The sequence below is a fragment of the Pseudomonas sp. Lb2C2 genome, from assembly GCF_052112205.1.
Taxonomy (GTDB): domain Bacteria; phylum Pseudomonadota; class Gammaproteobacteria; order Pseudomonadales; family Pseudomonadaceae; genus Aquipseudomonas; species Aquipseudomonas kilonensis.
This window is the reverse complement of the sequence record NZ_JAUTYW010000004.1, coordinates 597,474-619,590: the sequence shown is the minus strand read 5'-3', so window position 1 is coordinate 619,590 and position 22,117 is coordinate 597,474. Positions and strand designations below refer to the sequence as shown.

The window sequence follows — 22,117 nt, the reverse complement described above, 5'->3', positions numbered from 1 at the left end:
CATGAACAGCACGCTTATCCAGACTGACCGTTTCGCCCTGAGCGAAACCGAGCGCTCGGCCATCGAGCACGAGCTGCATCACTACGAAGACCCGCGCGCGGCGTCGATCGAAGCCCTGAAGATCGTCCAGAAGGAACGTGGCTGGGTGCCTGACGGCGCGCTCTACGCCATCGGCGAAATCCTCGGCATCCCGGCCAGCGACGTCGAAGGCGTGGCCACCTTCTACAGCCAGATTTTCCGCCAGCCAGTAGGCCGTCACATCATTCGCGTCTGCGACAGCATGGTCTGCTACATCGGCGGCCACGAATCGGTGGTCGGCGAAATCCAGAACAAGCTGGGCATCGGCCTGGGCCAGACCACCGCCGACGGTCGCTTCACCCTGCTGCCAGTGTGCTGCCTGGGCAACTGCGACAAGGCGCCAGCGCTGATGATCGACGACGACACCTTCGGTGACGTCCAGCCTGACGGCGTCGCCAAACTGCTGGAGGGCTACGTATGACCCTGACTTCCTTCGGGCCCGCCAACCGCATCCAGCGTTCGGCCGAAACCCATCCCCTGACCTGGCGCCTGCGTGACGACGGCGAAGCCGTATGGCTGGACGAGTACCAGGCCAAGAACGGCTACGCCGCTGCGCGCAAGGCGTTCAGCGACATGGCCCAGGACGACATCGTCCAGACCGTGAAAGACTCCGGCCTCAAGGGCCGTGGTGGCGCGGGCTTTCCCACGGGTGTGAAGTGGGGCCTGATGCCCAAGGACGAGTCCATCAACATCCGCTACCTGCTGTGCAACGCGGATGAAATGGAGCCCAACACCTGGAAGGACCGCATGCTGATGGAGCAACTGCCCCATCTGCTGATCGAAGGCATGCTGATCAGCGCCCGCGCGCTGAAAACCTACCGCGGCTATATCTTCCTGCGTGGCGAGTACACCACCGCCGCCAAGCACCTGAACCGTGCCGTGGAAGAAGCCAAGGCCGCCGGCCTCTTGGGCAAGAACATCCTGGGCTCGGGCTTTGATTTCGAGCTGTTCGTCCACACCGGTGCCGGGCGCTACATCTGCGGCGAAGAAACCGCACTGATCAACTCCCTGGAAGGCCGTCGCGCCAACCCACGTTCCAAGCCGCCCTTCCCTGCCGCCGTAGGCGTGTGGGGCAAGCCGACCTGCGTGAACAACGTCGAGACCCTGTGCAACGTGCCGGCGATCATCGCCGACGGCGTGGACTGGTACAAATCCCTGGCCCGTGACGGCAGCGAAGACATGGGCACCAAGCTCATGGGCTTCTCCGGCAAGGTCAAGAACCCTGGCCTGTGGGAACTGCCGTTCGGCGTCACCGGCCGCGAGCTGTTCGAAGACTACGCCGGCGGCATGCGCGACGGCTACAAGCTCAAGTGCTGGCAGCCTGGCGGCGCCGGTACCGGGTTCCTGTTGCCGGAACACCTGGACGCCCAAATGTATGCCGGCGGCATCGCCAAGGTCGGCACCCGCATGGGCACCGGCCTGGCGATGGCGGTGGACGACAGCGTCAACATGGTGTCGCTGCTGCGCAACATGGAAGAGTTCTTCTCCCGTGAGTCGTGCGGTTTCTGCACCCCTTGCCGCGATGGCCTGCCGTGGAGCGTCAAGCTGCTGCGGGCCCTTGAAAACGGCGAAGGCCAGGCCGGCGACATCGAGACCCTGCTGGGTCTGGTGGGTTTCCTCGGCCCAGGCAAGACCTTCTGTGCTCACGCACCGGGTGCCGTGGAGCCGTTGGGCAGCGCGATCAAATACTTCCGTCCAGAGTTCGAAGCCGGCATCGCGCCCACCAGCGCCGTCGTCCCGCCTCTGGCAAAGCCGATCGTAGTCGGCGCGTAAACGCTTAAAAAGACGAAGGGTCCGTGCCCTTCGTCTTCTCGTGTGATGACGCCGTAAACGGCTGTGTTGATTCACGCGAATAACAAGATTCCATTAGCCACGCCCGCTGACACCGGGCCAACGAAGAACTTTGAACCATGGCCACTATCCACGTAGACGGCAAAGAGCTCGAAGTCGATGGCGCAGACAACCTGTTACAGGCATGTCTGTCGCTGGGCCTCGACATTCCTTATTTCTGCTGGCACCCCGCCCTTGGCAGCGTTGGCGCTTGTCGCCAGTGCGCGGTCAAGCAGTACACCGACGAAAACGACAAGCGTGGTCGGATCGTCATGTCCTGCATGACCCCTGCCACCGACGGCAGCTGGATCTCCATCGACGACGAAGAAGCGAAAGTGTTTCGCGCCAGCGTCGTCGAATGGCTGATGACCAACCACCCTCACGACTGCCCAGTCTGTGAGGAAGGCGGCCACTGCCACCTGCAAGACATGACGGTGATGACCGGCCACAACGAGCGCCGTTATCGCTTCACCAAGCGCACCCACCAGAACCAGCAACTGGGCCCGTTCATTTCCCACGAGATGAACCGCTGCATCGCCTGCTATCGCTGCGTGCGTTTCTACAAGGACTACGCCGGCGGCACCGACCTGGGTGTGTTCGGCGCCCACGACAACGTGTACTTCGGTCGCGTTGAAGACGGCACCCTGGAAAGCGAGTTCTCCGGCAACCTTACCGAGGTTTGCCCGACCGGTGTGTTCACCGACAAGACTCACTCCGAACGTTACAACCGCAAGTGGGACATGCAGTTCTCGCCGAGCATCTGCCATGGCTGCTCCAGCGGTTGCAACATCTCCCCGGGCGAGCGCTACGGTGAACTGCGTCGCATCGAGAACCGCTTCAACGGTTCGGTGAACCAGTACTTCCTGTGTGACCGTGGTCGTTTCGGCTATGGCTACGTCAACCGCAAGGATCGTCCACGCCAGCCGCTGCTGGCAAACGGCGCCAAGCTGAGCCTGGACCAAGCCCTGGACAAGGCCGCCGAGCTGCTGCGCGGTCGCAACATCGTCGGCATCGGTTCGCCACGGGCCAGCCTGGAAAGCAACTACGCGCTGCGTGAGCTGGTCGGCGCCGAGCACTTCTACAGTGGCATCGAAGCCGGTGAGCTGGAACGCATCCGCCTGGTGCTGCAAGTGCTCAAGGACAGCCCGCTGCCCGTGCCGAACATGCGCGACATCGAAGACCACGACGCGGTGTTCGTCCTTGGCGAAGACCTGACCCAGACCGCCGCCCGCATGGCCCTGGCCCTGCGCCAGTCGGTCAAGGGCAAGGCCGAGGACATGGCAGACGCCATGCGCGTGCAGCCGTGGCTCGACGCCGCCGTGAAGAACATCGGCCAGCACGCGCTGAACCCGCTGTTCATCGCCAGCCTCGCTGAAACCAAGCTCGACGACGTGGCCGAAGAATGCGTCCACGCCGCTCCGGACGATCTGGCGCGCATCGGTTTCGCCGTGGCCCACGCCCTGGACGCCAGCGCCCCGGCCGTCGAAGGCCTGGACAGCGAAGCGGCCGCCCTGGCCCAACGCATCGCCGACGCCCTGCTGGCGGCCAAGCGCCCACTGATCATCGCCGGCACCTCGTTGGGTTCCAAGGCGCTGATCGAAGCTGCGGCCAACATCGCCAAGGCCTTGAAGCTGCGCGAGAAGAACGGTTCCATCAGCCTGATCGTGCCGGAAGCCAACAGCCTTGGCCTGGCCATGCTCGGTGGCGAATCGGTGGACGCCGCCCTGCAAGCGGTGATCGACGGCAGCGCCGACGCCATCGTGGTGCTGGAGAACGATCTGTTCACCCGCACTGACAAGGCCAAGGTCGATGCCGCGCTGAACGCAGCCAAGGTTGTGATCGTCGCCGACCATCAGAAAACCGCCACCACCGACCGCGCCCACCTGGTGCTGCCGGCGGCGAGCTTCGCCGAAGGCGACGGTACGCTGGTCAGCCAGGAAGGTCGCGCCCAGCGCTTCTTCCAGGTCTTCGACCCGCAATACCTGGACGCCAGCATCCTGGTTCATGAAGGCTGGCGCTGGCTGCACGCCCTGCGCGCAACCCTGCTGGACCAGCCGATCGACTGGACGCAACTGGACCACGTTACCGCCGCCGTCGCTTCGAGCAGCCAGCAACTGGCCGCCATCGTCGACGCCGCACCGTCCGCCTCGTTCCGCATCAAAGGCCTGAAGCTGGCGCGCGAACCGCTGCGCTACTCCGGTCGCACCGCCATGCGCGCCGACATCAGCGTTCACGAACCGCGCACCTCCCAGGACAACGACACCGCGTTCTCGTTCTCCATGGAAGGCTACTCGGGCTCGACCGAACCGCGTTCCCAGGTGCCATTCGCCTGGTCGCCGGGCTGGAACTCGCCGCAAGCCTGGAACAAGTTCCAGGACGAAGTCGGTGGTCACCTGCGTGCAGGCGACCCGGGCACCCGCCTGATCGAAAGCCAGGGCGATCGCCTGAGCTGGTTCGCCAGCGTGCCGCGCGCCTTCAATCCGGCACCGGGCACCTGGCAGGTCGTGCCGTTCCATCACCTGTTCGGCAGTGAAGAGAACTCGTCCAAGGCCGCACCGGTACAGGAACGCATCCCGGCCGCCTACGTGTCGCTGGCCAAGTCCGAAGCCGACCGCCTGGGCGTCAATGACGGTGCCCTGCTGAGCCTGAACGTGGCCGGCCAGACCTTGCGTCTGCCGCTGCGCATCAATGAAGAACTGGGCGCCGGCCTGGTGGCCCTGCCGGCCGGCCTGGCAGGCATCCCGCCAGCGATTTTCGGCAAAACCGTCGACGGTCTGCAGGAGGCAGCGCAATGAGCTGGTTCACCCCTGAAGTGATCGCTGTGATCCTGACGGTCCTCAAGGCCATCGTGATCCTGCTGGCCGTGGTGGTCGCAGGCGCACTGTTGAGCTTCGTCGAACGTCGCCTGCTGGGCTGGTGGCAGGACCGCTACGGTCCGAACCGCGTTGGCCCATACGGGATGTTCCAGATCGCCGCCGACATGATCAAGATGTTCTTCAAGGAAGACTGGACGCCACCGTTTGCCGACAAGGTGATCTTCACCCTGGCACCGGTGGTCGCCATGAGCGCCTTGCTGATCGCCTTCGCGATCATCCCGATCACCCCGACCTGGGGTGTGGCGGACCTGAACATCGGCCTGCTGTTCTTCTTCGCCATGGCCGGCCTGTCGGTGTACGCGGTGCTGTTCGCCGGCTGGTCGAGCAACAACAAGTTCGCCCTGCTGGGCAGCCTGCGGGCCTCGGCCCAGACCGTGTCCTACGAAGTGTTCATGGGCCTGGCGCTCATGGGCATCGTGATCCAGGCCGGCTCGTTCAACATGCGCGACATCGTCGAGTACCAGGCCCAGAACCTGTGGTTCATCATTCCGCAGTTCTTCGGTTTCTGTACCTTCTTCATCGCGGGCGTAGCCGTGACTCACCGTCACCCCTTCGACCAGCCGGAAGCGGAGCAGGAACTGGCCGACGGTTACCACATTGAATATGCCGGCATGAAATGGGGCATGTTCTTCGTCGGTGAATACATCGGCATCATCCTGATCTCGGCGCTGCTGGTAACGCTGTTCTTCGGTGGCTGGCACGGTCCGTTCGGCATCCTGCCGCAACTGTCCTTCGTCTGGTTCGCCCTGAAGACCGCGTTCTTCATCATGCTGTTCGTCCTGCTGCGCGCCTCGATCCCGCGCCCACGCTACGACCAGGTGATGGACTTCAGCTGGAAATTCTGCCTGCCGCTGACCCTGATCAACATGCTGGTGACCGCTGCGATCGTTTTGATGAACGCGCCTGCGGCCGCGGTTCAGTGAGGATTTGACCCATGTTCAAATATATTGGCGACATCGTTAAGGGTACTGGTACCCAACTGCGAAGCCTGGTCATGATCTTCGGCCATGGCTTTCGCAAGCGCGACACCCTGCAATACCCGGAAGAGCCGGTCTACCTGGCACCGCGCTATCGTGGCCGCATCGTCCTGACCCGCGACCCCGACGGCGAAGAGCGCTGCGTGGCCTGCAACCTGTGCGCCGTGGCGTGCCCGGTGGGTTGCATCTCGCTGCAGAAAGCTGAAACCGAAGACGGTCGCTGGTACCCGGACTTCTTCCGCATCAACTTCTCGCGCTGCATTTTCTGCGGCCTCTGCGAGGAAGCCTGCCCGACCACCGCGATCCAGCTCACGCCGGATTTCGAAATGGCCGAGTTCAAACGTCAGGACCTGGTGTACGAGAAAGAAGATCTGCTGATTTCCGGTCCCGGTAAAAACCCTGATTACAACTTCTATCGTGTTGCAGGTATGGCCATTGCCGGTAAGCCAAAAGGCGCCGCGCAGAACGAAGCCGAACCGATCAACGTGAAGAGCTTGCTGCCTTAAGGAAGAAAGATGGAATTCGCTTTCTATTTCGCATCGGGTATCGCGGTGGTGTCCACGCTTCGTGTGGTCACCAACACCAACCCCGTGCACGCCCTGCTCTACCTGATCATTTCGCTGATCGCCGTGGCCATGACCTTCTTCGCCCTCGGTGCACCGTTCGCCGGTGCCCTGGAAGTGATCGCCTACGCCGGCGCCATCATGGTGCTGTTCGTGTTCGTGGTGATGATGCTCAACCTCGGTCCGGCCGCGGTCCAGCAGGAACGCTCCTGGCTCAAGCCCGGCATCTGGGCGGGACCGGTGATCCTGTCCGCCCTGCTGCTGGGTGAACTGCTGTATGTGCTGTTCGCTCACCAGAGCGGCCAGGCCATCGGCCACACCACCGTAGACGCCAAGGCCGTGGGCATCAGCCTGTTCGGTCCGTACCTGCTGGTGGTCGAACTCGCCTCGATGCTGCTGCTTGCCGCAGCCGTCACGGCGTTCCATTTGGGCCGTAATGAGGCGAAGGAGTAATCACATGCCTGCTATCCCTCTCGAGCATGGTCTGGCGGTTGCCGGCATCCTGTTCTGCCTCGGTCTGGTTGGCCTGATGGTCCGCCGCAACATTCTGTTCGTGCTGATGAGCCTGGAGGTCATGATGAATGCCTCCGCCCTGGCTTTCATCGTCGCGGGCGCTCGCTGGGCGCAGCCGGATGGACAGATCATGTTCATCCTGGTGATCAGCCTGGCAGCCGCCGAGGCCAGTATCGGCCTGGCGATCCTGTTGCAGCTGTATCGCCGCTTCCACACTCTCGATATCGACGCTGCCAGCGAGATGCGCGGATGAACCTACTCTTTCTGACTTTCGTATTCCCCCTCATTGGTTTCCTGCTGCTGTCGTTCTCTCGTGGACGCTGGTCGGAAAACCTTTCGGCACTGGTTGGCGTGGGTTCCATCGGCCTGTCTGCCATCGTCACGGCCTACGTGATCTGGCAATTCAACGTCGCCCCACCGGAAGGTGGCAGGTACGTGCAGGTGCTGTGGCAGTGGATGGCCGTTGAAGGCTTCACGCCGAACTTCGCCCTCTACCTGGATGGCCTGTCGGTGACCATGCTCGGCGTGGTGGTCGGGGTGGGTTTCCTGATCCACCTGTTCGCCTCCTGGTACATGCGCGGTGAAACCGGTTATTCGCGCTTCTTCGCCTACACCAACCTGTTCATCGCCAGCATGCTGTTCCTGGTGCTCGGCGATAACCTGTTGTTCCTGTACTTCGGCTGGGAAGGCGTGGGCCTGTGCTCGTACCTGTTGATCGGTTTCTACTACAGCAACCGCAACAACGGGAATGCCGCACTCAAGGCGTTCATCGTCACCCGCATCGGCGACGTGTTCATGGCCATCGGCCTGTTCATCCTGTTCCAGCAACTGGGTACGCTGAATATCCAGGAACTGCTGGTCAAGGCACCCGAGCACTTCAAGGTCGGTGACTTCTGGATCGTCCTGGCGACCCTGATGCTGCTGGGCGGCGCCGTCGGTAAATCCGCGCAACTGCCGCTGCAAACCTGGTTGGCGGACGCGATGGCCGGCCCTACCCCGGTCTCGGCACTGATCCACGCCGCAACCATGGTGACCGCCGGCGTCTACCTGATCGCCCGTACCCACGGCCTGTTCGCCCTGGCGCCGGACATCCTGCACCTGGTGGGCATCGTCGGCGGCGTGACCCTGGTGCTGGCCGGTTTCGCCGCGCTGGTACAGACCGATATCAAGCGCATCCTCGCCTACTCGACCATGAGCCAGATCGGCTACATGTTCCTGGCCCTGGGCGTCGGTGCCTGGGAAGGCGCGATCTTCCACCTGATGACCCACGCCTTCTTCAAGGCGCTGCTGTTCCTTGCTTCCGGTGCGGTGATCGTTGCCTGCCACCACGAGCAGAACATCTTCAAGATGGGCGGCCTGTGGAAGAAACTGCCGTTGGCCTATGCCAGCTTCATCGTTGGCGGCGCGGCCCTGGCGGCCCTGCCACTGGTCACCGCCGGCTTCTACTCCAAGGACGAGATCCTCTGGGAAGCGTTCGCCAGCGGTAACCAGGCACTGCTCTATGCCGGCCTGGTGGGTGCGTTCATGACCTCGCTGTACACCTTCCGCCTGATCTTCATCGCGTTCCATGGTGAAGCCAAGACCGAAGCCCATGCCGGCCACGGCATTGCTCACTGGCTGCCACTGTCGGTGCTGATCGTGCTGTCGACCTTCGTCGGCGCCATGATCACCCCACCGCTGGCCGATGTGCTGCCACAAAGCGTCGGCCATGCCGGCGGCGAAGCCAAGCACAGCCTGGAAATCGCCTCGGGCGCCATCGCCCTGGCGGGTATCCTGCTGGCCGCCCTGCTGTTCCTGGGCAAGCGTCGTTTCGTCACGGCGATCGCCAACAGCGGCATCGGGCGATTCCTTTCGGCCTGGTGGTTCGCCGCCTGGGGCTTCGACTGGATCTACGACAAACTGTTCGTCAAGCCATACCTTGCGATCAGCCACATTCTGCGCAAAGACCCGCTCGACCAGACCATTGGCCTGATCCCGCGCATGGCCAAGGGCGGCCACACTGCCCTGAGCCGTACCGAGACCGGTCAACTGCGTTGGTATGCGGCTTCCATGGCGGCTGGCGCCGTGCTGGTTATCGGCGCCATCGTGCTGGTAGCGGTCTGATATGAACCTTGCGAACTTGCGAAAGGAAACGAGCCCGTCATGATTCTGCCCTGGCTAATCCTGATCCCCTTCATCGGCGGCCTGCTGTGCTGGATCGCGGAGCGCTCCAGCTCCACGCTCCCGCGCTGGATTGCGCTGCTGACCATGTCCCTGGAACTCGCGCTCGGCCTCTGGCTGTGGGCGACCGGCGACTATTCATTTGCTCCGGCTCCTGGCGCCGATCCGACCTGGGCGCTTGAATTCAAGCACGTCTGGATCGCGCGCTTCGGCATCAGTGTGCATCTGGCCCTCGACGGCCTGTCGCTACTGATGATCCTGCTGACCGGCCTGCTGGGTATCCTCTCGGTACTCTGCTCCTGGAAAGAGATCCAGCGTCACGTGGGCTTCTTCCACCTGAACCTGATGTGGATCCTGGGCGGCGTCATCGGCGTGTTCCTGGCGCTGGACCTGTTCATGTTCTTCTTCTTCTGGGAAATGATGCTGGTGCCGATGTACTTCCTCATTGCGCTCTGGGGTCACAGTTCTTCGGACGGCAAGAAAACCCGGATCTACGCGGCGACCAAGTTCTTCATCTTCACCCAGGCTTCCGGCCTGATCATGTTGGTGGCGATCCTTGGCCTGGTGCTGGTCAACTTCAACAACACCGGCGTGATTACCTTCAACTACGCCGACCTGTTGAAAGTGCAGATGTCCAAGACCACCGAGTACGTGCTGATGCTCGGCTTCTTCATCGCCTTCGCGGTGAAGCTGCCGGTGGTGCCGTTCCACTCCTGGCTGCCGGACGCCCACGCCCAGGCGCCGACCGCAGGTTCCGTGGACCTGGCCGGTATCTTGCTCAAGACCGCGGCCTACGGCCTGCTGCGCTTTGCCCTGCCGCTGTTCCCCAATGCGTCGGCCGAGTTCGCGCCGATCGCCATGACCCTGGGCCTGATCGGGATTTTCTACGGTGCGTTCCTGGCGTTCGCCCAGACCGACATCAAGCGTCTGATCGCGTTCTCCAGCGTTTCGCACATGGGCTTCGTGCTGATCGGGATCTACTCCGGCAGCCAGCTCGCCCTGCAAGGCGCGGTGATCCAGATGCTGGCTCACGGCCTGTCGGCGGCAGCGCTGTTTATCCTCAGCGGCCAGTTGTACGAGCGCCTGCACACCCGGGACATGCGTGAGATGGGCGGCATCTGGTCGCGCATCGCCTACCTGCCGGCCATCAGCCTGTTCTTCGCAGCCGCGTCCCTGGGCCTGCCAGGTACTGGCAACTTCGTCGGCGAGTTCCTGATCCTGATCGGCACGTTCGCCAGCGCTCCGTGGATCACCGCCATCGCCACTTCCGGCCTGGTGTTCGGTTCGGTCTACTCGCTGATCATGATCCACCGTGCCTACTTCGGCCCGACCAAGTCGGACGAAGTGCTGCGTGGCATGGACGGTCGCGAACTGATCATGGTGCTCGGCCTTGCGGTGCTGCTGGTTTACCTCGGCGTTTTCCCGCAACCGTTCCTCGACACCTCTGCCGCCACGATGCATGGCGTGCAGCAGTGGCTCGGCACCGCCTTCTCTCAACTCGCTTCGGCCCGGTAAGAGCGCTATGGAATTCACGATTCAACACTTTATCGCGCTTGCGCCGCTGTTGATCACCAGCGCCACGATCATCGTGGTGATGCTGGCGATCGCCTGGCGCCGCAATCACTCACAGACCTTCCTGCTGTCGGTGGCGGGGCTGAACCTGGCCCTGCTGTCGATCCTGCCGGCCCTGAAAGTCGCGCCACTGGCGGTCACCCCGCTGATACAGATCGACAGCTTCGCCTGCCTCTACATGGCGTTGATCCTGGTCGCCACCCTGGCCTGCGTCACCCTCGCCCACGCCTACCTCGGCGATGGCGGTTCGGGTTACCCGGGTAACCGCGAAGAACTGTACCTGCTGATCCTGATGGCCGCCGCCGGTGGCCTGGTCCTGGTCAGCGCGCAGCACCTGGCCAGCCTGTTCATCGGCCTGGAACTGCTCTCGGTACCGGTCTACGGCCTGGTGGCCTACGCCTTCTTCAACAAGCGTTCCCTGGAAGCCGGCATCAAGTACATGGTGCTGTCGGCGGCAGGTTCCGCGTTCCTGTTGTTCGGCATGGCCCTGCTCTACGCCGAAGCCGGCACCCTGAGCTTCGTCGGCATCGGCCAGGCCCTGGCGGCCACCGGCCTGCCTAGCCCGATCGCGCAACTGGGCCTGGGCATGATGCTGATCGGCCTGGCGTTCAAGCTGTCGCTGGTACCGTTCCACCTCTGGACCCCGGACGTCTACGAAGGCGCCCCGGCGCCAGTGGCGGCGTTCCTGGCCACCGCTTCGAAAGTGGCGGTGTTCGCGGTCATGGTGCGTCTGTTCCAGATCTCGCCAGTGGCCAGCAGCGGTGTGCTGAGCAACGTGCTGACCATCATCGCCATCGCGTCGATCCTGTTCGGCAACCTGCTGGCACTGACCCAAAGCAACCTCAAGCGTCTGCTGGGTTACTCGTCCATCGCCCACTTCGGCTACCTGCTGATCGCCCTGATCGCCAGCAAGGGCCTGGCCGTGGAAGCCATCGGCGTGTACCTGGTCACCTACGTGATCACCAGCCTCGGCGCCTTCGGTGTGATCACCCTGATGTCCTCGCCGTACAACGGCCGCGACGCCGACGCCCTGTACGAATACCGCGGCCTGTTCTGGCGCCGTCCGTACCTGACCGCCGTGCTGACCGTGATGATGCTGTCCCTGGCCGGCATCCCGCTGACCGCCGGCTTCATCGGCAAGTTCTACATCATCGCCACCGGCGTCGAGGCTCACCAATGGTGGCTGGTCGGCTCCCTGGTGCTGGGCAGTGCCATCGGCGTGTTCTACTACCTGCGCGTCATGGTCACCCTGTACCTGATGGAACCGAACCTGCGTCGCCACGACGCCGAGTTGCACTGGGAACAGAAGGCAGGCGGCGTGATGCTGCTGGCCATCGCCGTACTGGCGTTCTTCCTCGGCGTGTACCCGCAGCCGTTGCTGACCCTGGTTCAGCAGGCTGGTTTGACGGGTTGATCGTGTAGCGGTAGCTCGTAGAAAACAGAAACGGCACCTTTGGGTGCCGTTTTTGCGTTTGGGGCATGATGGATTTTCAGAAACCCGTGATCGCAGCCTTTCTTGCTCCAGTTCTTATGCGATCAATCAAACCTTCCTATAAAAGCCTCTTCACCATGGGAACACATGCCAGTTGAAGCCCCGAAGGGGATTGGTAAATCGCAGGCGCCTCACCCACGAAACCGCAGCGTCGGTAAAAGTCAGCCGCATTCAAAGTCGCATCAAGATTGACTTCCGCCAGGCCCAACCCTCGCGCCAGGCATTCGAGGTGATCCAGGACTCTCCTGCCAATACCGCGCTGCATAAAGTCAGGATGCACAAAGATCGCGCCGATTTCGCTGTTCTCCAGGTCAAGCATTCCTGTCGCCACCGGCTCTCCATCAATACAGCCCAGATAGAAGTGCTTCTCCACAACCTGTGCATGTTCCGACATGCTTTTGAGTATCCGGAGCTGTTACGAACGGAGTGCTTGACGCTACAACATTATTCAATATGATTCATTCTTAATCATTTCGCTTAATAAAGATTCACTATTATTCACCGATAGCAAGTAGCCCCGGAAGCGGTTGCTCAGACTGGCTTTTACTGCCAATTGCCTAAGAGAAATCCACCATGACAACCACCGCGAAAACCCGGTCGGTCACAGCTCACGTCCCGGTGCACCTGGCCGAAAAAGTCGACCTGATGGCCGAGCGCCTCGAGCGTTCCAGGAACTGGATCGTCAAACAAGCGCTATCTGCCTGGATCGAGCAGGAGGAGGAGCGAAGCCGCCTGACCCATGAGGCCTTGGCCGATGTTGACGCCGGCCGAGTGATTGACCACCAGGCTGTCCAGGCATGGGCCGATAGTCTCAGCACCGACGCCCCGTTACCGGTACCGCGCTGATGGAGTTGAAGTGGACCAGCAAGGCGCTTTCCGACATTGCTCGACTTTATGAATTTCTGGCGGCGGTGAATCAACCCGCGGCCGCGCGAACAGTGCAACAACTCACGGCCGCGCCGACCTCTCTGCTGGCCAACCCGCGCATTGGTGAACGCCTGGAAGAGTTCGAACCTCGAGATGTGCGCAGAATCCAAGTGGGGCGCTACGAAATGCGCTATGAAATAGCCGGTTCCACCCTGTACCTGCTGCGCCTGTGGCACACACGTGAGGATCGATGACTTGGGCTCGAAGGGAATGACTGCCGTCACGCAGAATCTTTTTTCATTCGACGACCGGCAGGGATGAGCGTCGATATCGAATGCGTGGTGGTCGGCGCAGGCGTCGTTGGCCTTGCCGTGGCACGGGAAATGGCCCGGGCCGGTCATGAAGTGCTGCTGATCGAAGCCGCCGAAGCCATCGGCATGGGCATCAGCTCGCGCAATTCCGAAGTCATCCATGCGGGCATCTATTATCCGCCGGGCAGCCTCAAGGCGCAGCTGTGCGTAGAAGGCCGGCAACGGCTGTACACCTATTGTGAAAGCCACGGCGTCGCCACCCGCCGGCTCGGCAAGTTGATCGTTGCCACGGATCAGGCGCAGGTGGGCGGACTCGAAGCATTGCTTGAGCGGGGCTCGATGAACGGCGTGGACGACCTGCGCCTGCTCGACCAAGAACAGGCGCAGGCATTGGAACCGGCCCTGTCCTGTGTCGCCGCGCTGTATTCGCCTTCCACCGGTATCGTCGATTCCCACGCTCTGATGCTGGCCTTGCTGGGTGACGCCGAAGCGGCCGGGGCGAACATTGCTTTCCACACGCCTTTACTGGGTGCTCGCGTCATCACTGGGGGGTTCATGCTGGAATTGGGCGGCACGGCGCAGATGGCCTTGTCCTGTCGCCTGCTGATCAACGCCGCCGGCCTCCAGGCACCTGCCCTCGCCCGCCGCATCGAAGGCCTGGAGATGCAATCAGTGCCCGAGGACTTTTTGTGCAAGGGCAACTACTTCAGCCTCGCCGGGCGAGCACCGTTCCGGCACTTGGTCTATCCCGCCCCGGAAGCCGCCGGCCTGGGCATCCACATGACGCTGGACCTGGCCGGCCAGGCGCGTTTCGGGCCGGACACCGAATGGGTCGAGTGCGAGGACTACCGAGTGGATCCGGCCCGGGCCGAAGCGTTTTACCCGGCGATCCGAAATTACTGGCCGGGGCTGCCGGACCAGAGCCTGCAACCGGCCTACAGCGGCATCCGCCCGAAGATCTCCGCGCCCGGCGAACCGGCCCGCGACTTTGTCATCAGCAGCGAGGCCGAGCACCGGGTGCCAGGGTTGATCAACCTACTCGGGATCGAATCGCCCGGGCTGACATCCTGCCTGGCAATCGCCAGCCGGGTCCGACAACAGATCGAAAATGTCTAGCCACCAGCGCAAAGTGCAACGCGTTTTGCCCCCCGCTCATGCAGCTTGCACGACGCCGGAAATTCTTTGCGTTTCAACTTATTGTTTATAAAGGGTTTTAAATCGATCTTCGGCTGGCACAGCTGATGCAATTCAGCTCTTACGCGGCGTCGGCGTCTCCAAGCCTGCCCGCTTCCGTGTATTGCCGAGGAGCTACCTATGAATGCCATCGATCTGTTGAAAGCCGACCACGAACGCGTCAAAGCCATCCTGACTCAACTGAGCGAGTCGACCGAACGCGCCGTGAAAAAACGCACCGACCTGTTGGCGAAACTGGAAATGGAAATTTCCATCCACACCCGCCTGGAAGAGGAAATTCTTTATCCGGCTTTCAAGCAGGCCGGTGGCAAGGATGAGGCCGAAATGTATTACGAGGCCAAGGAAGAACACCGTACCGTCGACTCGCTGGTGCTGCCGGACCTGAAAGCCACCGATCCAACCCAGCCGGAATTCGCCGGTCGGGTGAAAGTGGTCAAGGAACTGCTTGAGCACCACATCGAGGAAGAAGAAAAGGAAATGTTCCCCCACGCGAAAAAACTGTTGGGCAAGGCAAAACTGGACGCCTTGGGTGCAGACATGGAAACCATGAAAGCGCAGTATAAAAAAGAACTGAGCAGCGCCAATCTAGCCGCCTGACCAAAGCGCCGTAGATGCTTCAGCCGTCATGTGACGGCTGAATGCGTTGCGGCGATTTATTGCATTTGTTCGCGCAAGAATTCCACCAACGCCTGCACCGGGCGTGCACTTTGCCGATGCTGGGGATACACCGCCGATAGCGCCAACGGCTCGGTCTCGAAGCCTTCCAGGACCTTGATCAGCCGCCCATCCTTCAAGGCATCGCCGAGGATGAAAGCGGGCAGATAGGTGATGCCCATGCCGGCGATGGCCGCGTCCCTGAGCAAATCCCCGTTATTGGCGCGCATGCGTCCCGTGACCTCCAGGGTCAACGGTTTGCCAGTCCCCGCAAAACGCCACTGCACCTGACGGCTGTGCCCGTAGGGCAAGCAGTCGTGATTGCGCAGGTCTTCAGGCCGCGCGGGTGTGCCTTTTTGCGCCAGGTAGGCGGGGCTGGCGCAGTACACCCGCTCGATGGTCGCGATGCGCCGGGCAATCAGCGTCGAATCCTCCAGCACGCCGATGCGCAGTGCCAGGTCATAGCCCTCCCCCAGCAGATCCACCGAGCGGTCGCTCAGGTCCACCTCGACACTGACGCCCGGATAGCGCTGCAGAAACAGCGGCAGCAGGCTGCCCAGGTGCGCCACGGCGAAGGACAGCGGTGCGCTGAGGCGAAGGGTGCCGCGGGGCTCGCTGGTCTGGCCGCTGATGCCCTGCTCCACCTGCTCGACTTCATTGAGCAGGCGCAGCGCCGCTTCGTAATAGCGCTGGCCCAGGGGCGTGACGTCCAGTCGCCGGGTCGAGCGATTGAGCAGGCGCACGCCCAGGCGCTGTTCCAGTTCCATCAGCTTGCGGCTGACGAACTGCTTGGACAGCCCCAGTTTGTCCGCCGCAGCGGTGAAACTGCCCGACTCCATGACCTGGGCAAAGATGCGCATTTCTTCGAAGGGGTTCATTGTCATTCCTGGGGTGGACAGTCATGGTGATTTGCTGGGTATTGTGGTCTTGGTGAATCAGATTGCCTAGCTGTGGGGATGTGCCATCGTCATCGCGAGCAAGCTTTGCTCCCACATTGGATCTGTGGGAAAACCTGTGGGAGCAAAGCTTGCTCGCGATAGCGGTGGCACAACTTGCGAGGCGCCAATGCCCGACACAAAAACGCCCGCACAAGGCGGGCGTCGTTCAGCATGGACCGCTTACTTGGCCGTCAGCGCCGAGTAGCTGTTCATCAGGTTGCGGTAGTTCGGAATGCGCTGGGACAGCAGGTTGCCCAGGCCTTCGATGTCGTTGCGCCAGTCGCGGTGCAGCTCACAGGCCACCGAGAACCAGTTCATCATCTGCGCGCCAGCAGCGGTCATGCGTACCCAGGCGGCCTGTTGTACGGTTTCGTTGAACGTACCCGAGGCGTCGGTCACCACGAACACGTCAAAACCTTCAGCCAACGCCGACAGGGTCGGGAACGCCACGCAGACGTCGGTGACGACGCCAGCGATGATCAGTTGCTTGCGGCCGGTGGCCTTGATCGCCTTGACGAAATCTTCGTTGTCCCAGGCATTGATCTGGCCTGGACGGGGGATGTACGGCGCGTCCGGGAACATTTCCTTGAGCTCCGGCACGATCGGACCGTTGGGCCCTTGTTCGAAGCTGGTGGTCAGGATGGTCGGCAGTTCGAAGAACTTCGCCAGGTCGGCCAAGGCCAGCACGTTGTTCTTGAACTCGTTGGGCGAGAAGTCCTGGACCAGGGAAATCAGGCCGGTCTGGTGATCGACCAGCAGGACGACCGCGTCGTCTTTGTTCAGACGGTTGTAGGCGGGTACGTTGCTCATGGGATGACTCCTTTGGGATGGTTTGTGACAAAACCCTGTGGGAGCGAGCTTGCTCGCGATAGCGGTGTGTCAGCTTGCGGCGATGTCGGGTGTTCCGCCGCCATCGCGAGCAAGCTCGCTCCCACAGGGGGAAATCCGCGTGTTAGTCAAAAGGCAAAGCAGGAACAGCCAAACGCGCCCCAGAAGCCTTGGAAATCGCTGACCGGGACGTTCGACAATCGCGCCCGTTCATGGCTGTGGGAATGCACCGTGCACGGACCGCTGCACTGGTGGACCTGGGCCTGCAACGGTGACGTCGGGCGCCAGTGGCCCGGGACCTTGACCACCGGCGACCAGTCGGGCAGCACCGGGACGCTGGCCGGCCCGAGTTTTTCGAAGTCGCCGGCGGCATACACCACCTTGCCGTCGACCACGGTCAGCACCGACTCGATCCACTTGATGGCTTCTTCCTCGACGCTGAAGAAGTCCGCGCTCAGGGCCGCCAGGTCAGCCAGTTGGCCAACCTTGATCTGGCCTTTCTTGCCCTGCTCCGACGAGAACCAGGCACTGCCGTGGGTGAACAGTTCCAAAGCGGTCAGCCGCGGCAGGCCCTCTTCATGCAACGAAAGGCCGCCGACCGTGCGCCCGCTGACCATCCAGTACAAGGAGGTCCAGGGGTTGTAGCTGGAGACGCGGGTGGCGTCGGTGCCAGCGCCCACCGGCACGCCTTCGGCCAGCATGCGCTTGATCGGCGGCGTGGCTTCGGCGGCCTTGGCGCCGTAGCGGTCGACGAAGTATTCACCCTGGAAGGCCATGCGATCCTGGATCGCAATCCCGCCGCCCAACGCACGTACGCGCTCGATGTTCTTCGGCGTGATGGTCTCGGCATGGTCGAAAAACCAGGGCAGGCCGTTGAACGGAATGTCGCGGTTCACCTTTTCGAACACATCGAGCATGCGGCTGATGGATTCGTCGTAGGTGGCATGCAGGCGGAACGGCCAGCGCTGCTCCACCAGGTGCCGGACCACCGGCTCCAGGTCCTGCTCCATGCCCGGCGGCAGATCCGGACGCGGCTCGAGGAAGTCCTCGAAATCCGCCGCCGAGAACACCAGCATTTCCCCGGCGCCGTTGTGCCGCAGGAAGTCGTCGCCCTGGTGCAGCTTGACGCTGCCGGTCCAGTTCTTGAAGTCGGTGAGTTCTTCCTTGGGCTTCTGAGTGAACAGGTTGTAGGCGATGCGCACCGTCAACTGCTGCTCGCGGGCCAGCTGTTCGATGACCTCGTAGTCGTCCGGGTAGTTCTGGTAGCCACCGCCGGCGTCGATGGCACTGGTCAAGCCCAGTCGATTGAGTTCCCGCATGAACTGGCGGGTGGAGTTGACCTGGTATTCCAGCGGCAACTTCGGCCCTTTCGCCAGCGTCGAGTAAAGGATCATCGCGTTGGGTCGCGCCACCAGCATGCCGGTGGGCTCACCCTTGCTGTCACGCACGATCTCGCCACCCGGCGGGTTCGGCGTATCACGGGTGTAGCCGGCCACCCGCAGCGCGGCACGGTTGAGCAAGGCACGGTCATACAGGTGCAACACGAACACTGGCGTATCGGGAGCGGCCTGATTGAGCTCTTCCAGGGTCGGCATGCGTTTTTCGGCGAACTGGAATTCGTTCCAGCCGCCCACCACGCGCACCCATTGCGGTGTTGGCGTGCGGTCGGCCTGGTCCTTGAGCATGCGCAAGGCATCGGCCAGGGACGGCACGCCTTCCCAGCGCAGTTCCAGATTGTAGTTCAGGCCGCCGCGGATCAGGTGCAAGTGCGAGTCGTTGAGCCCGGGAATGACGGTGCGCCCCTTGAGGTCGATGACCTGGGTGCCGCTGCCGCGCAGGGCCATGGCTTCGGCGTCGGTGCCGACCGCGACGAAGCGCCCCTGGCTGATGGCGACCGCACTGGCGCGGGGCTTTTCACGGTCGACGGTATGGACCTGGCCATTGAACAGAATCAGATCGGCGTTCATCGGATTTCCTTCTGGATGAGTAGAGGCAAGGGACAGCCGCGGCCAGAAAGCCGCCGCAGCACTGAGCAAGGACCCGGCGGCGAGCAATTGGCGGCGCAGCGGATCGGTTGGGTCGTCCTTATTGGCCATGGTCGGGCTCCAGGTGCACGTGGGCTTTCGAGGCCTCAAGCCACGGTGCGAACAGACGGGTCGCCAGCGGCATGCACACGTACACCACCGAAAGCACGATGGTCAGGGTGATCAGGAACGTGGCCACCACGTAGTTGGAAAGAAAACTGTTGAGTTGCAGCAACGGCCCCCAGATCAGCGGCACCAGCAAGGTGTGCGGCAGGATCACCAGCAGCGTCACCACGGCCTGCTTCCAGCGCGGCGGCGGTGTGGCCGCATCGGCCAGCGGGGTGAACCAGAATTCCTTGTGCGACCCGACTTCGGTCTGGTCACCGTCGGCCAGCAACGGCAGGGCCTCCTCCACCAGCTCGCGGCGCTCGGGCGAGTCCAGCCAGCGCTGCATGGCCTCGGTGGAACAGAAACGCAGCACGCAGGTGAACAGCGCCAGCCCGCCCTGCTTGCCCCGCACCACATCCACCCCCAAGTGCCCCGGCCACTGGCCGGCCACGCGCACCGTGCGACGCAACCAGGCCTCGTAGGCAGCCTCCTGGCCAGCCTTGATCCGGTGCTTGACCACCAGGGTCACGATTTCATCGAAGCCGGGCCTGGCCGGGCTCGTGGCGGATTCAACGGTTTGCGATTCAGACATGGCGAAGCACTCCAACAAAACGCGTATTGATTGCCAGGCGTCCAGGCCCGGCGATAAACACGCTGGTAAATACGATCAGCAGCAGCCAGCCGAACTGGCCTTCTTCCAGGCTCCACTGCGGGTGCACCACCAGCAGCGCCACCGCCAGGAGAAACAGGATCGGCAGGCACGCCAGGCGCACCAGCACACCGGCCATGATCAGCAGCGGACACAGCACCTCGGCGAAAATCGCCAGGACCAGGGTCGGCGCCGCGCCAAGGTGAAACGGGTCTTCGATACGGGTCAGCTCGACGCTGTAGTGCAACAGCTTTGGCAGCCCATGGACCCACAGCAAAAACAACCCGCCGCTCAGGCGCAGGAACAACAAGCCCAGATCCTGCAGCGGGCGCTCATCAGTCATGTTCATCGGTGGGCTCCGTCCGCGGTGAGCGAGGCCGCCGCTGGCAGCGGTTGGGACATGTGACTGGCAATGCGCGAGCGCAGCCAGCGCTCGGCCGGGTCGTTGTCATGCACGCCGCTCCAGACCATCGACAGCTCGGCGGCATTGATCTCGAACGGCGGGTCCTCGGCGCGCAGCGCGCAGCCTTCCACCAGCGCGCAGGCGGCATAGTCGGGCACAGTGGCGATCAGTTCGGTACCGGCCAGCAAGGCCCGCAGCCCGCTGAACTGCGGCACCGCCAGCACCACTTTGCGGGTCCGGCCAATACGGGCCAGGTCCAGGTCGATGTTGCCGCTCAGGTCACCCGAGAACGAGACCATGGCGTGGGGCCGCGAACAGTATTCATCCAGGGTCAAGGGCCCCGGGCGCTTGTCGCCACGCAAGACTTTGCAAGGAATGTCCCGCAGTTTCTTGCGCTTGGCATTGGCCGGCAGATCGGTGGTGTAGCTGACACCGACGCTGATTTCACCGCTGGCCAGCAGCGACGACATCAGCAGGAAGTTGGCCCGGCGCACCACCACGATGATCCCCGGCGCTTCTTCGCGCAGTTGGCTCAGCAGCGGTGGAAACAGGCCGAATTCGGCATCGTCGGACAGACCGATGCGAAACACGTCGCAACTGGTGGACGGATCGAACGCCTTGGCCCGGCTGACCGCGCCAGAGATGGTGTCCATGGCCGGTTGCAGCTCTTGCAGGATCGCCAGGGCCCGCGGCGTCGGCTCCATGCCACGACCGTGGCGGATCAGCAACGGATCATCGAACAGATCCCGCAGTCGCCCCAGCGCCGCGCTCACCGCCGGCTGGCCCATGAACAGCTTTTCGGCGACGCGGGTCAGGTTTTTCTCGAACATCAGCGCCTCGAAGATCACCAGCAGGTTCATGTCGAGACGGCGTAAATCGTTGCGGTTCATGGGTGTGAGTCCTATCGATCCTGTGGGAGCGAGCTTGCTCCGGGCGGCGTTCCGACGATAGCGGTGGATCATCTGGCATCGATGTTGAATGTAATGACGCCATCGCGAGCAAGCTCGCTCCCACAGGTTAGTGCTTGATCAACCCTGGATGAACGCCAGCAGGTCCGCGTTCAGGCGGTCCTTGTGGGTGTCGGTCAGGCCGTGGGGCGCGCCGGGGTAGATCAGCAGCTGCGAGTTCTTGAGCAACTTGGCGGCGGCGATGCCCGCCGTTTCGATGGGGACCACCTGGTCGTCATCGCCATGGACCACCAGGGTTGGCACGTCGATGTTGCGCAGGTCTTCGGAAAGATCGGTCTCCGAGAACGCCTTGATGCAGTCGTAGGTGTTCTTGTGGCCGGCGAGCATGCCCTGCATCCAGAACCAGTCGATCATGCCTTGGGAGACTTTGGCGCCCGGACGGTTGGCCCCGAAAAACGCGCTGGCCACATCTTTGTATAGCTGAGAACGGTCGGCCAGGGACGCCTGGCGGAAACCGTCGAACACTTCCACAGGCAGACCGCCGGGGTTGGCCGGGGTCTTGAGCATCAGCGGCGTCACCGCCGAAATCAGGCCGAGCTTGGCGACACGGGCAGCACCATGGCGGCCGATGTAGCGCGCCACTTCGCCACCGCCGGTGGAGAAGCCGAGCAACACCGCGTCCTTCAAGTCCAGCCGCTCGATCAGCTCGGCCAGGTCATCGGCGTAGGTGTCCATGTCGTTGCCGTCCCAGGGCTGGCTGGAGCGCCCGTGCCCACGGCGGTCATGGGCGATCACCCGGTAGCCATTGGACGCCAGGAACATCATCTGCGCCTCCCAACTGTCCGAGTTCAACGGCCAGCCGTGGCTGAAGACCACCGGTTGACCACTGCCCCAGTCCTTGTAGTAGATCTCGGTGCCATCGCGGGTGATGAAGGTGCTCATGACATGACTCCTTGAGGTGGGTGGATCGCTTTATGGTCTGGTCAGAGGAGGCATCAGCGTGAGTTAAACGTTGTTAATTTTTGCGGAACGGTGGTGTTAAAAACCGGCTTTTGTGGCGAGGGAGCTTGCTCCCGCTGGGCTGCGTAGCAGCCCCAGAACTGTCACCTCGGAGTGTCAGATTGATTGGGGGGTGAGGCCTTTGGGGCCGCTTCGCGGCCCAGCGGGAGCAA

Annotated in this window: 22 protein-coding genes; 14 read left to right on the top strand and 8 right to left on the bottom strand. The window is 62.6% G+C overall.

Translation table 11 applies throughout. The features are described 5' to 3' along the window. The first annotated feature begins 1 nt into the window (after nt 1). From nuoE to nuoN, 10 genes are all read left to right on the top strand, one after another. On the top strand, nt 2-499 hold the full coding sequence (nuoE, locus tag Q7F16_RS14765; RefSeq protein ID WP_003203372.1) for an NADH-quinone oxidoreductase subunit NuoE: 498 nt from the start codon (nt 2-4) through the stop codon (nt 497-499). Further along, complete coding sequence (gene nuoF, locus Q7F16_RS14760; RefSeq protein ID WP_003203373.1) at nt 496-1,851, top strand: NADH-quinone oxidoreductase subunit NuoF; 1,356 nt, start codon at nt 496-498, stop codon at nt 1,849-1,851. Before nuoE ends, nuoF begins: the two co-directional genes overlap by 4 nt. A 137-nt stretch (nt 1,852-1,988) precedes the next feature. Then, nucleotides 1,989-4,703, top strand: coding sequence for an NADH-quinone oxidoreductase subunit NuoG (gene nuoG / locus Q7F16_RS14755; protein ID WP_409557190.1), 2,715 nt, complete (start codon nt 1,989-1,991; stop codon nt 4,701-4,703). Then, nucleotides 4,700-5,707, top strand: coding sequence for an NADH-quinone oxidoreductase subunit NuoH (gene nuoH / locus Q7F16_RS14750; RefSeq protein WP_014337673.1), 1,008 nt, complete (start codon nt 4,700-4,702; stop codon nt 5,705-5,707). The genes nuoG and nuoH overlap by 4 nt, the downstream gene beginning before the upstream one ends. A gap of 11 nt (nt 5,708-5,718) precedes the next feature. After that, nucleotides 5,719-6,267 (top strand): NADH-quinone oxidoreductase subunit NuoI, encoded by a 549-nt coding sequence (gene nuoI, locus Q7F16_RS14745; protein ID WP_003180051.1) that lies wholly within the window; start codon nt 5,719-5,721, stop codon nt 6,265-6,267. Nucleotides 6,268-6,276: 9 nt separating this feature from the next. Continuing rightward, entirely contained in the window at nt 6,277-6,777 is a 501-nt protein-coding gene (gene nuoJ, locus Q7F16_RS14740) for an NADH-quinone oxidoreductase subunit J (RefSeq protein ID WP_003203382.1), read from the top strand. Between the two features lie 4 nt (nt 6,778-6,781). Next, nucleotides 6,782-7,090, top strand: coding sequence for an NADH-quinone oxidoreductase subunit NuoK (gene nuoK, locus Q7F16_RS14735; RefSeq protein ID WP_003180046.1), 309 nt, complete (start codon nt 6,782-6,784; stop codon nt 7,088-7,090). Continuing rightward, entirely contained in the window at nt 7,087-8,940 is a 1,854-nt protein-coding gene (gene nuoL / locus Q7F16_RS14730; protein ID WP_409557191.1) for an NADH-quinone oxidoreductase subunit L, read from the top strand. Before nuoK ends, nuoL begins: the two co-directional genes overlap by 4 nt. Before the next feature lie 39 nt (nt 8,941-8,979). Then, nucleotides 8,980-10,512, top strand: a complete 1,533-nt coding sequence (nuoM, locus tag Q7F16_RS14725) for an NADH-quinone oxidoreductase subunit M (RefSeq protein ID WP_014337671.1) — start codon at nt 8,980-8,982, stop codon at nt 10,510-10,512. A gap of 7 nt (nt 10,513-10,519) precedes the next feature. Further along, nucleotides 10,520-11,983, top strand: coding sequence for an NADH-quinone oxidoreductase subunit NuoN (nuoN, locus tag Q7F16_RS14720; RefSeq protein ID WP_003203388.1), 1,464 nt, complete (start codon nt 10,520-10,522; stop codon nt 11,981-11,983). Between the two features lie 136 nt (nt 11,984-12,119). Here nuoN and Q7F16_RS14715 read toward each other — a convergent pair whose 3' ends face one another. Beyond that, entirely contained in the window at nt 12,120-12,455 is a 336-nt protein-coding gene (locus Q7F16_RS14715) for a GNAT family N-acetyltransferase (RefSeq protein WP_079302263.1), read from the bottom strand. 179 nt (nt 12,456-12,634) lie between these two features. On the opposite strand from Q7F16_RS14715, the gene Q7F16_RS14710 reads away from it, so the two are divergent. From Q7F16_RS14710 to Q7F16_RS14695, 4 genes are all read left to right on the top strand, one after another. Further along, complete coding sequence (locus Q7F16_RS14710) at nt 12,635-12,907, top strand: CopG family ribbon-helix-helix protein (RefSeq protein ID WP_014337668.1); 273 nt, start codon at nt 12,635-12,637, stop codon at nt 12,905-12,907. Continuing rightward, the gene (locus Q7F16_RS14705; protein ID WP_014337667.1) at nt 12,907-13,182 is read left to right on the top strand and encodes a type II toxin-antitoxin system RelE/ParE family toxin; all 276 of its coding nucleotides are present in this window, start codon (nt 12,907-12,909) and stop codon (nt 13,180-13,182) included. Before Q7F16_RS14710 ends, Q7F16_RS14705 begins: the two co-directional genes overlap by 1 nt. Before the next feature lie 63 nt (nt 13,183-13,245). Then, entirely contained in the window at nt 13,246-14,355 is a 1,110-nt protein-coding gene (locus Q7F16_RS14700; protein WP_409557192.1) for an NAD(P)/FAD-dependent oxidoreductase, read from the top strand. Between the two features lie 198 nt (nt 14,356-14,553). Next, nucleotides 14,554-15,030, top strand: coding sequence for a hemerythrin domain-containing protein (locus Q7F16_RS14695; RefSeq protein WP_003203396.1), 477 nt, complete (start codon nt 14,554-14,556; stop codon nt 15,028-15,030). Nucleotides 15,031-15,086: 56 nt separating this feature from the next. On the opposite strand, the gene Q7F16_RS14690 is transcribed toward Q7F16_RS14695, so the two are convergent. The 7 genes from Q7F16_RS14690 to Q7F16_RS14660 all read right to left on the bottom strand — a co-directional run bounded on the left by Q7F16_RS14690 (nt 15,087) and on the right by Q7F16_RS14660 (nt 21,887). Next, nucleotides 15,087-15,965 (bottom strand): LysR family transcriptional regulator, encoded by an 879-nt coding sequence (locus Q7F16_RS14690; protein WP_079302265.1) that lies wholly within the window; start codon nt 15,963-15,965, stop codon nt 15,087-15,089. Between the two features lie 240 nt (nt 15,966-16,205). After that, complete coding sequence (gene ycaC / locus Q7F16_RS14685; protein ID WP_014337664.1) at nt 16,206-16,835, bottom strand: isochorismate family cysteine hydrolase YcaC; 630 nt, start codon at nt 16,833-16,835, stop codon at nt 16,206-16,208. Nucleotides 16,836-16,981: 146 nt separating this feature from the next. Further along, entirely contained in the window at nt 16,982-18,820 is a 1,839-nt protein-coding gene (locus tag Q7F16_RS14680; protein WP_409557206.1) for an amidohydrolase, read from the bottom strand. A gap of 118 nt (nt 18,821-18,938) precedes the next feature. Then, nucleotides 18,939-19,577 (bottom strand): antibiotic biosynthesis monooxygenase, encoded by a 639-nt coding sequence (locus tag Q7F16_RS14675; RefSeq protein ID WP_409557193.1) that lies wholly within the window; start codon nt 19,575-19,577, stop codon nt 18,939-18,941. Then, on the bottom strand, nt 19,570-19,983 hold the full coding sequence (locus Q7F16_RS14670; RefSeq protein WP_014337661.1) for a DoxX family protein: 414 nt from the start codon (nt 19,981-19,983) through the stop codon (nt 19,570-19,572). The genes Q7F16_RS14675 and Q7F16_RS14670 overlap by 8 nt, the downstream gene beginning before the upstream one ends. After that, complete coding sequence (locus Q7F16_RS14665) at nt 19,980-20,927, bottom strand: LysR substrate-binding domain-containing protein (RefSeq protein ID WP_014337660.1); 948 nt, start codon at nt 20,925-20,927, stop codon at nt 19,980-19,982. Before Q7F16_RS14665 ends, Q7F16_RS14670 begins: the two co-directional genes overlap by 4 nt. 138 nt (nt 20,928-21,065) lie before the next feature. Beyond that, on the bottom strand, nt 21,066-21,887 hold the full coding sequence (locus Q7F16_RS14660; protein WP_003203408.1) for an alpha/beta fold hydrolase: 822 nt from the start codon (nt 21,885-21,887) through the stop codon (nt 21,066-21,068). Nucleotides 21,888-22,117: the final 230 nt, after the last annotated feature.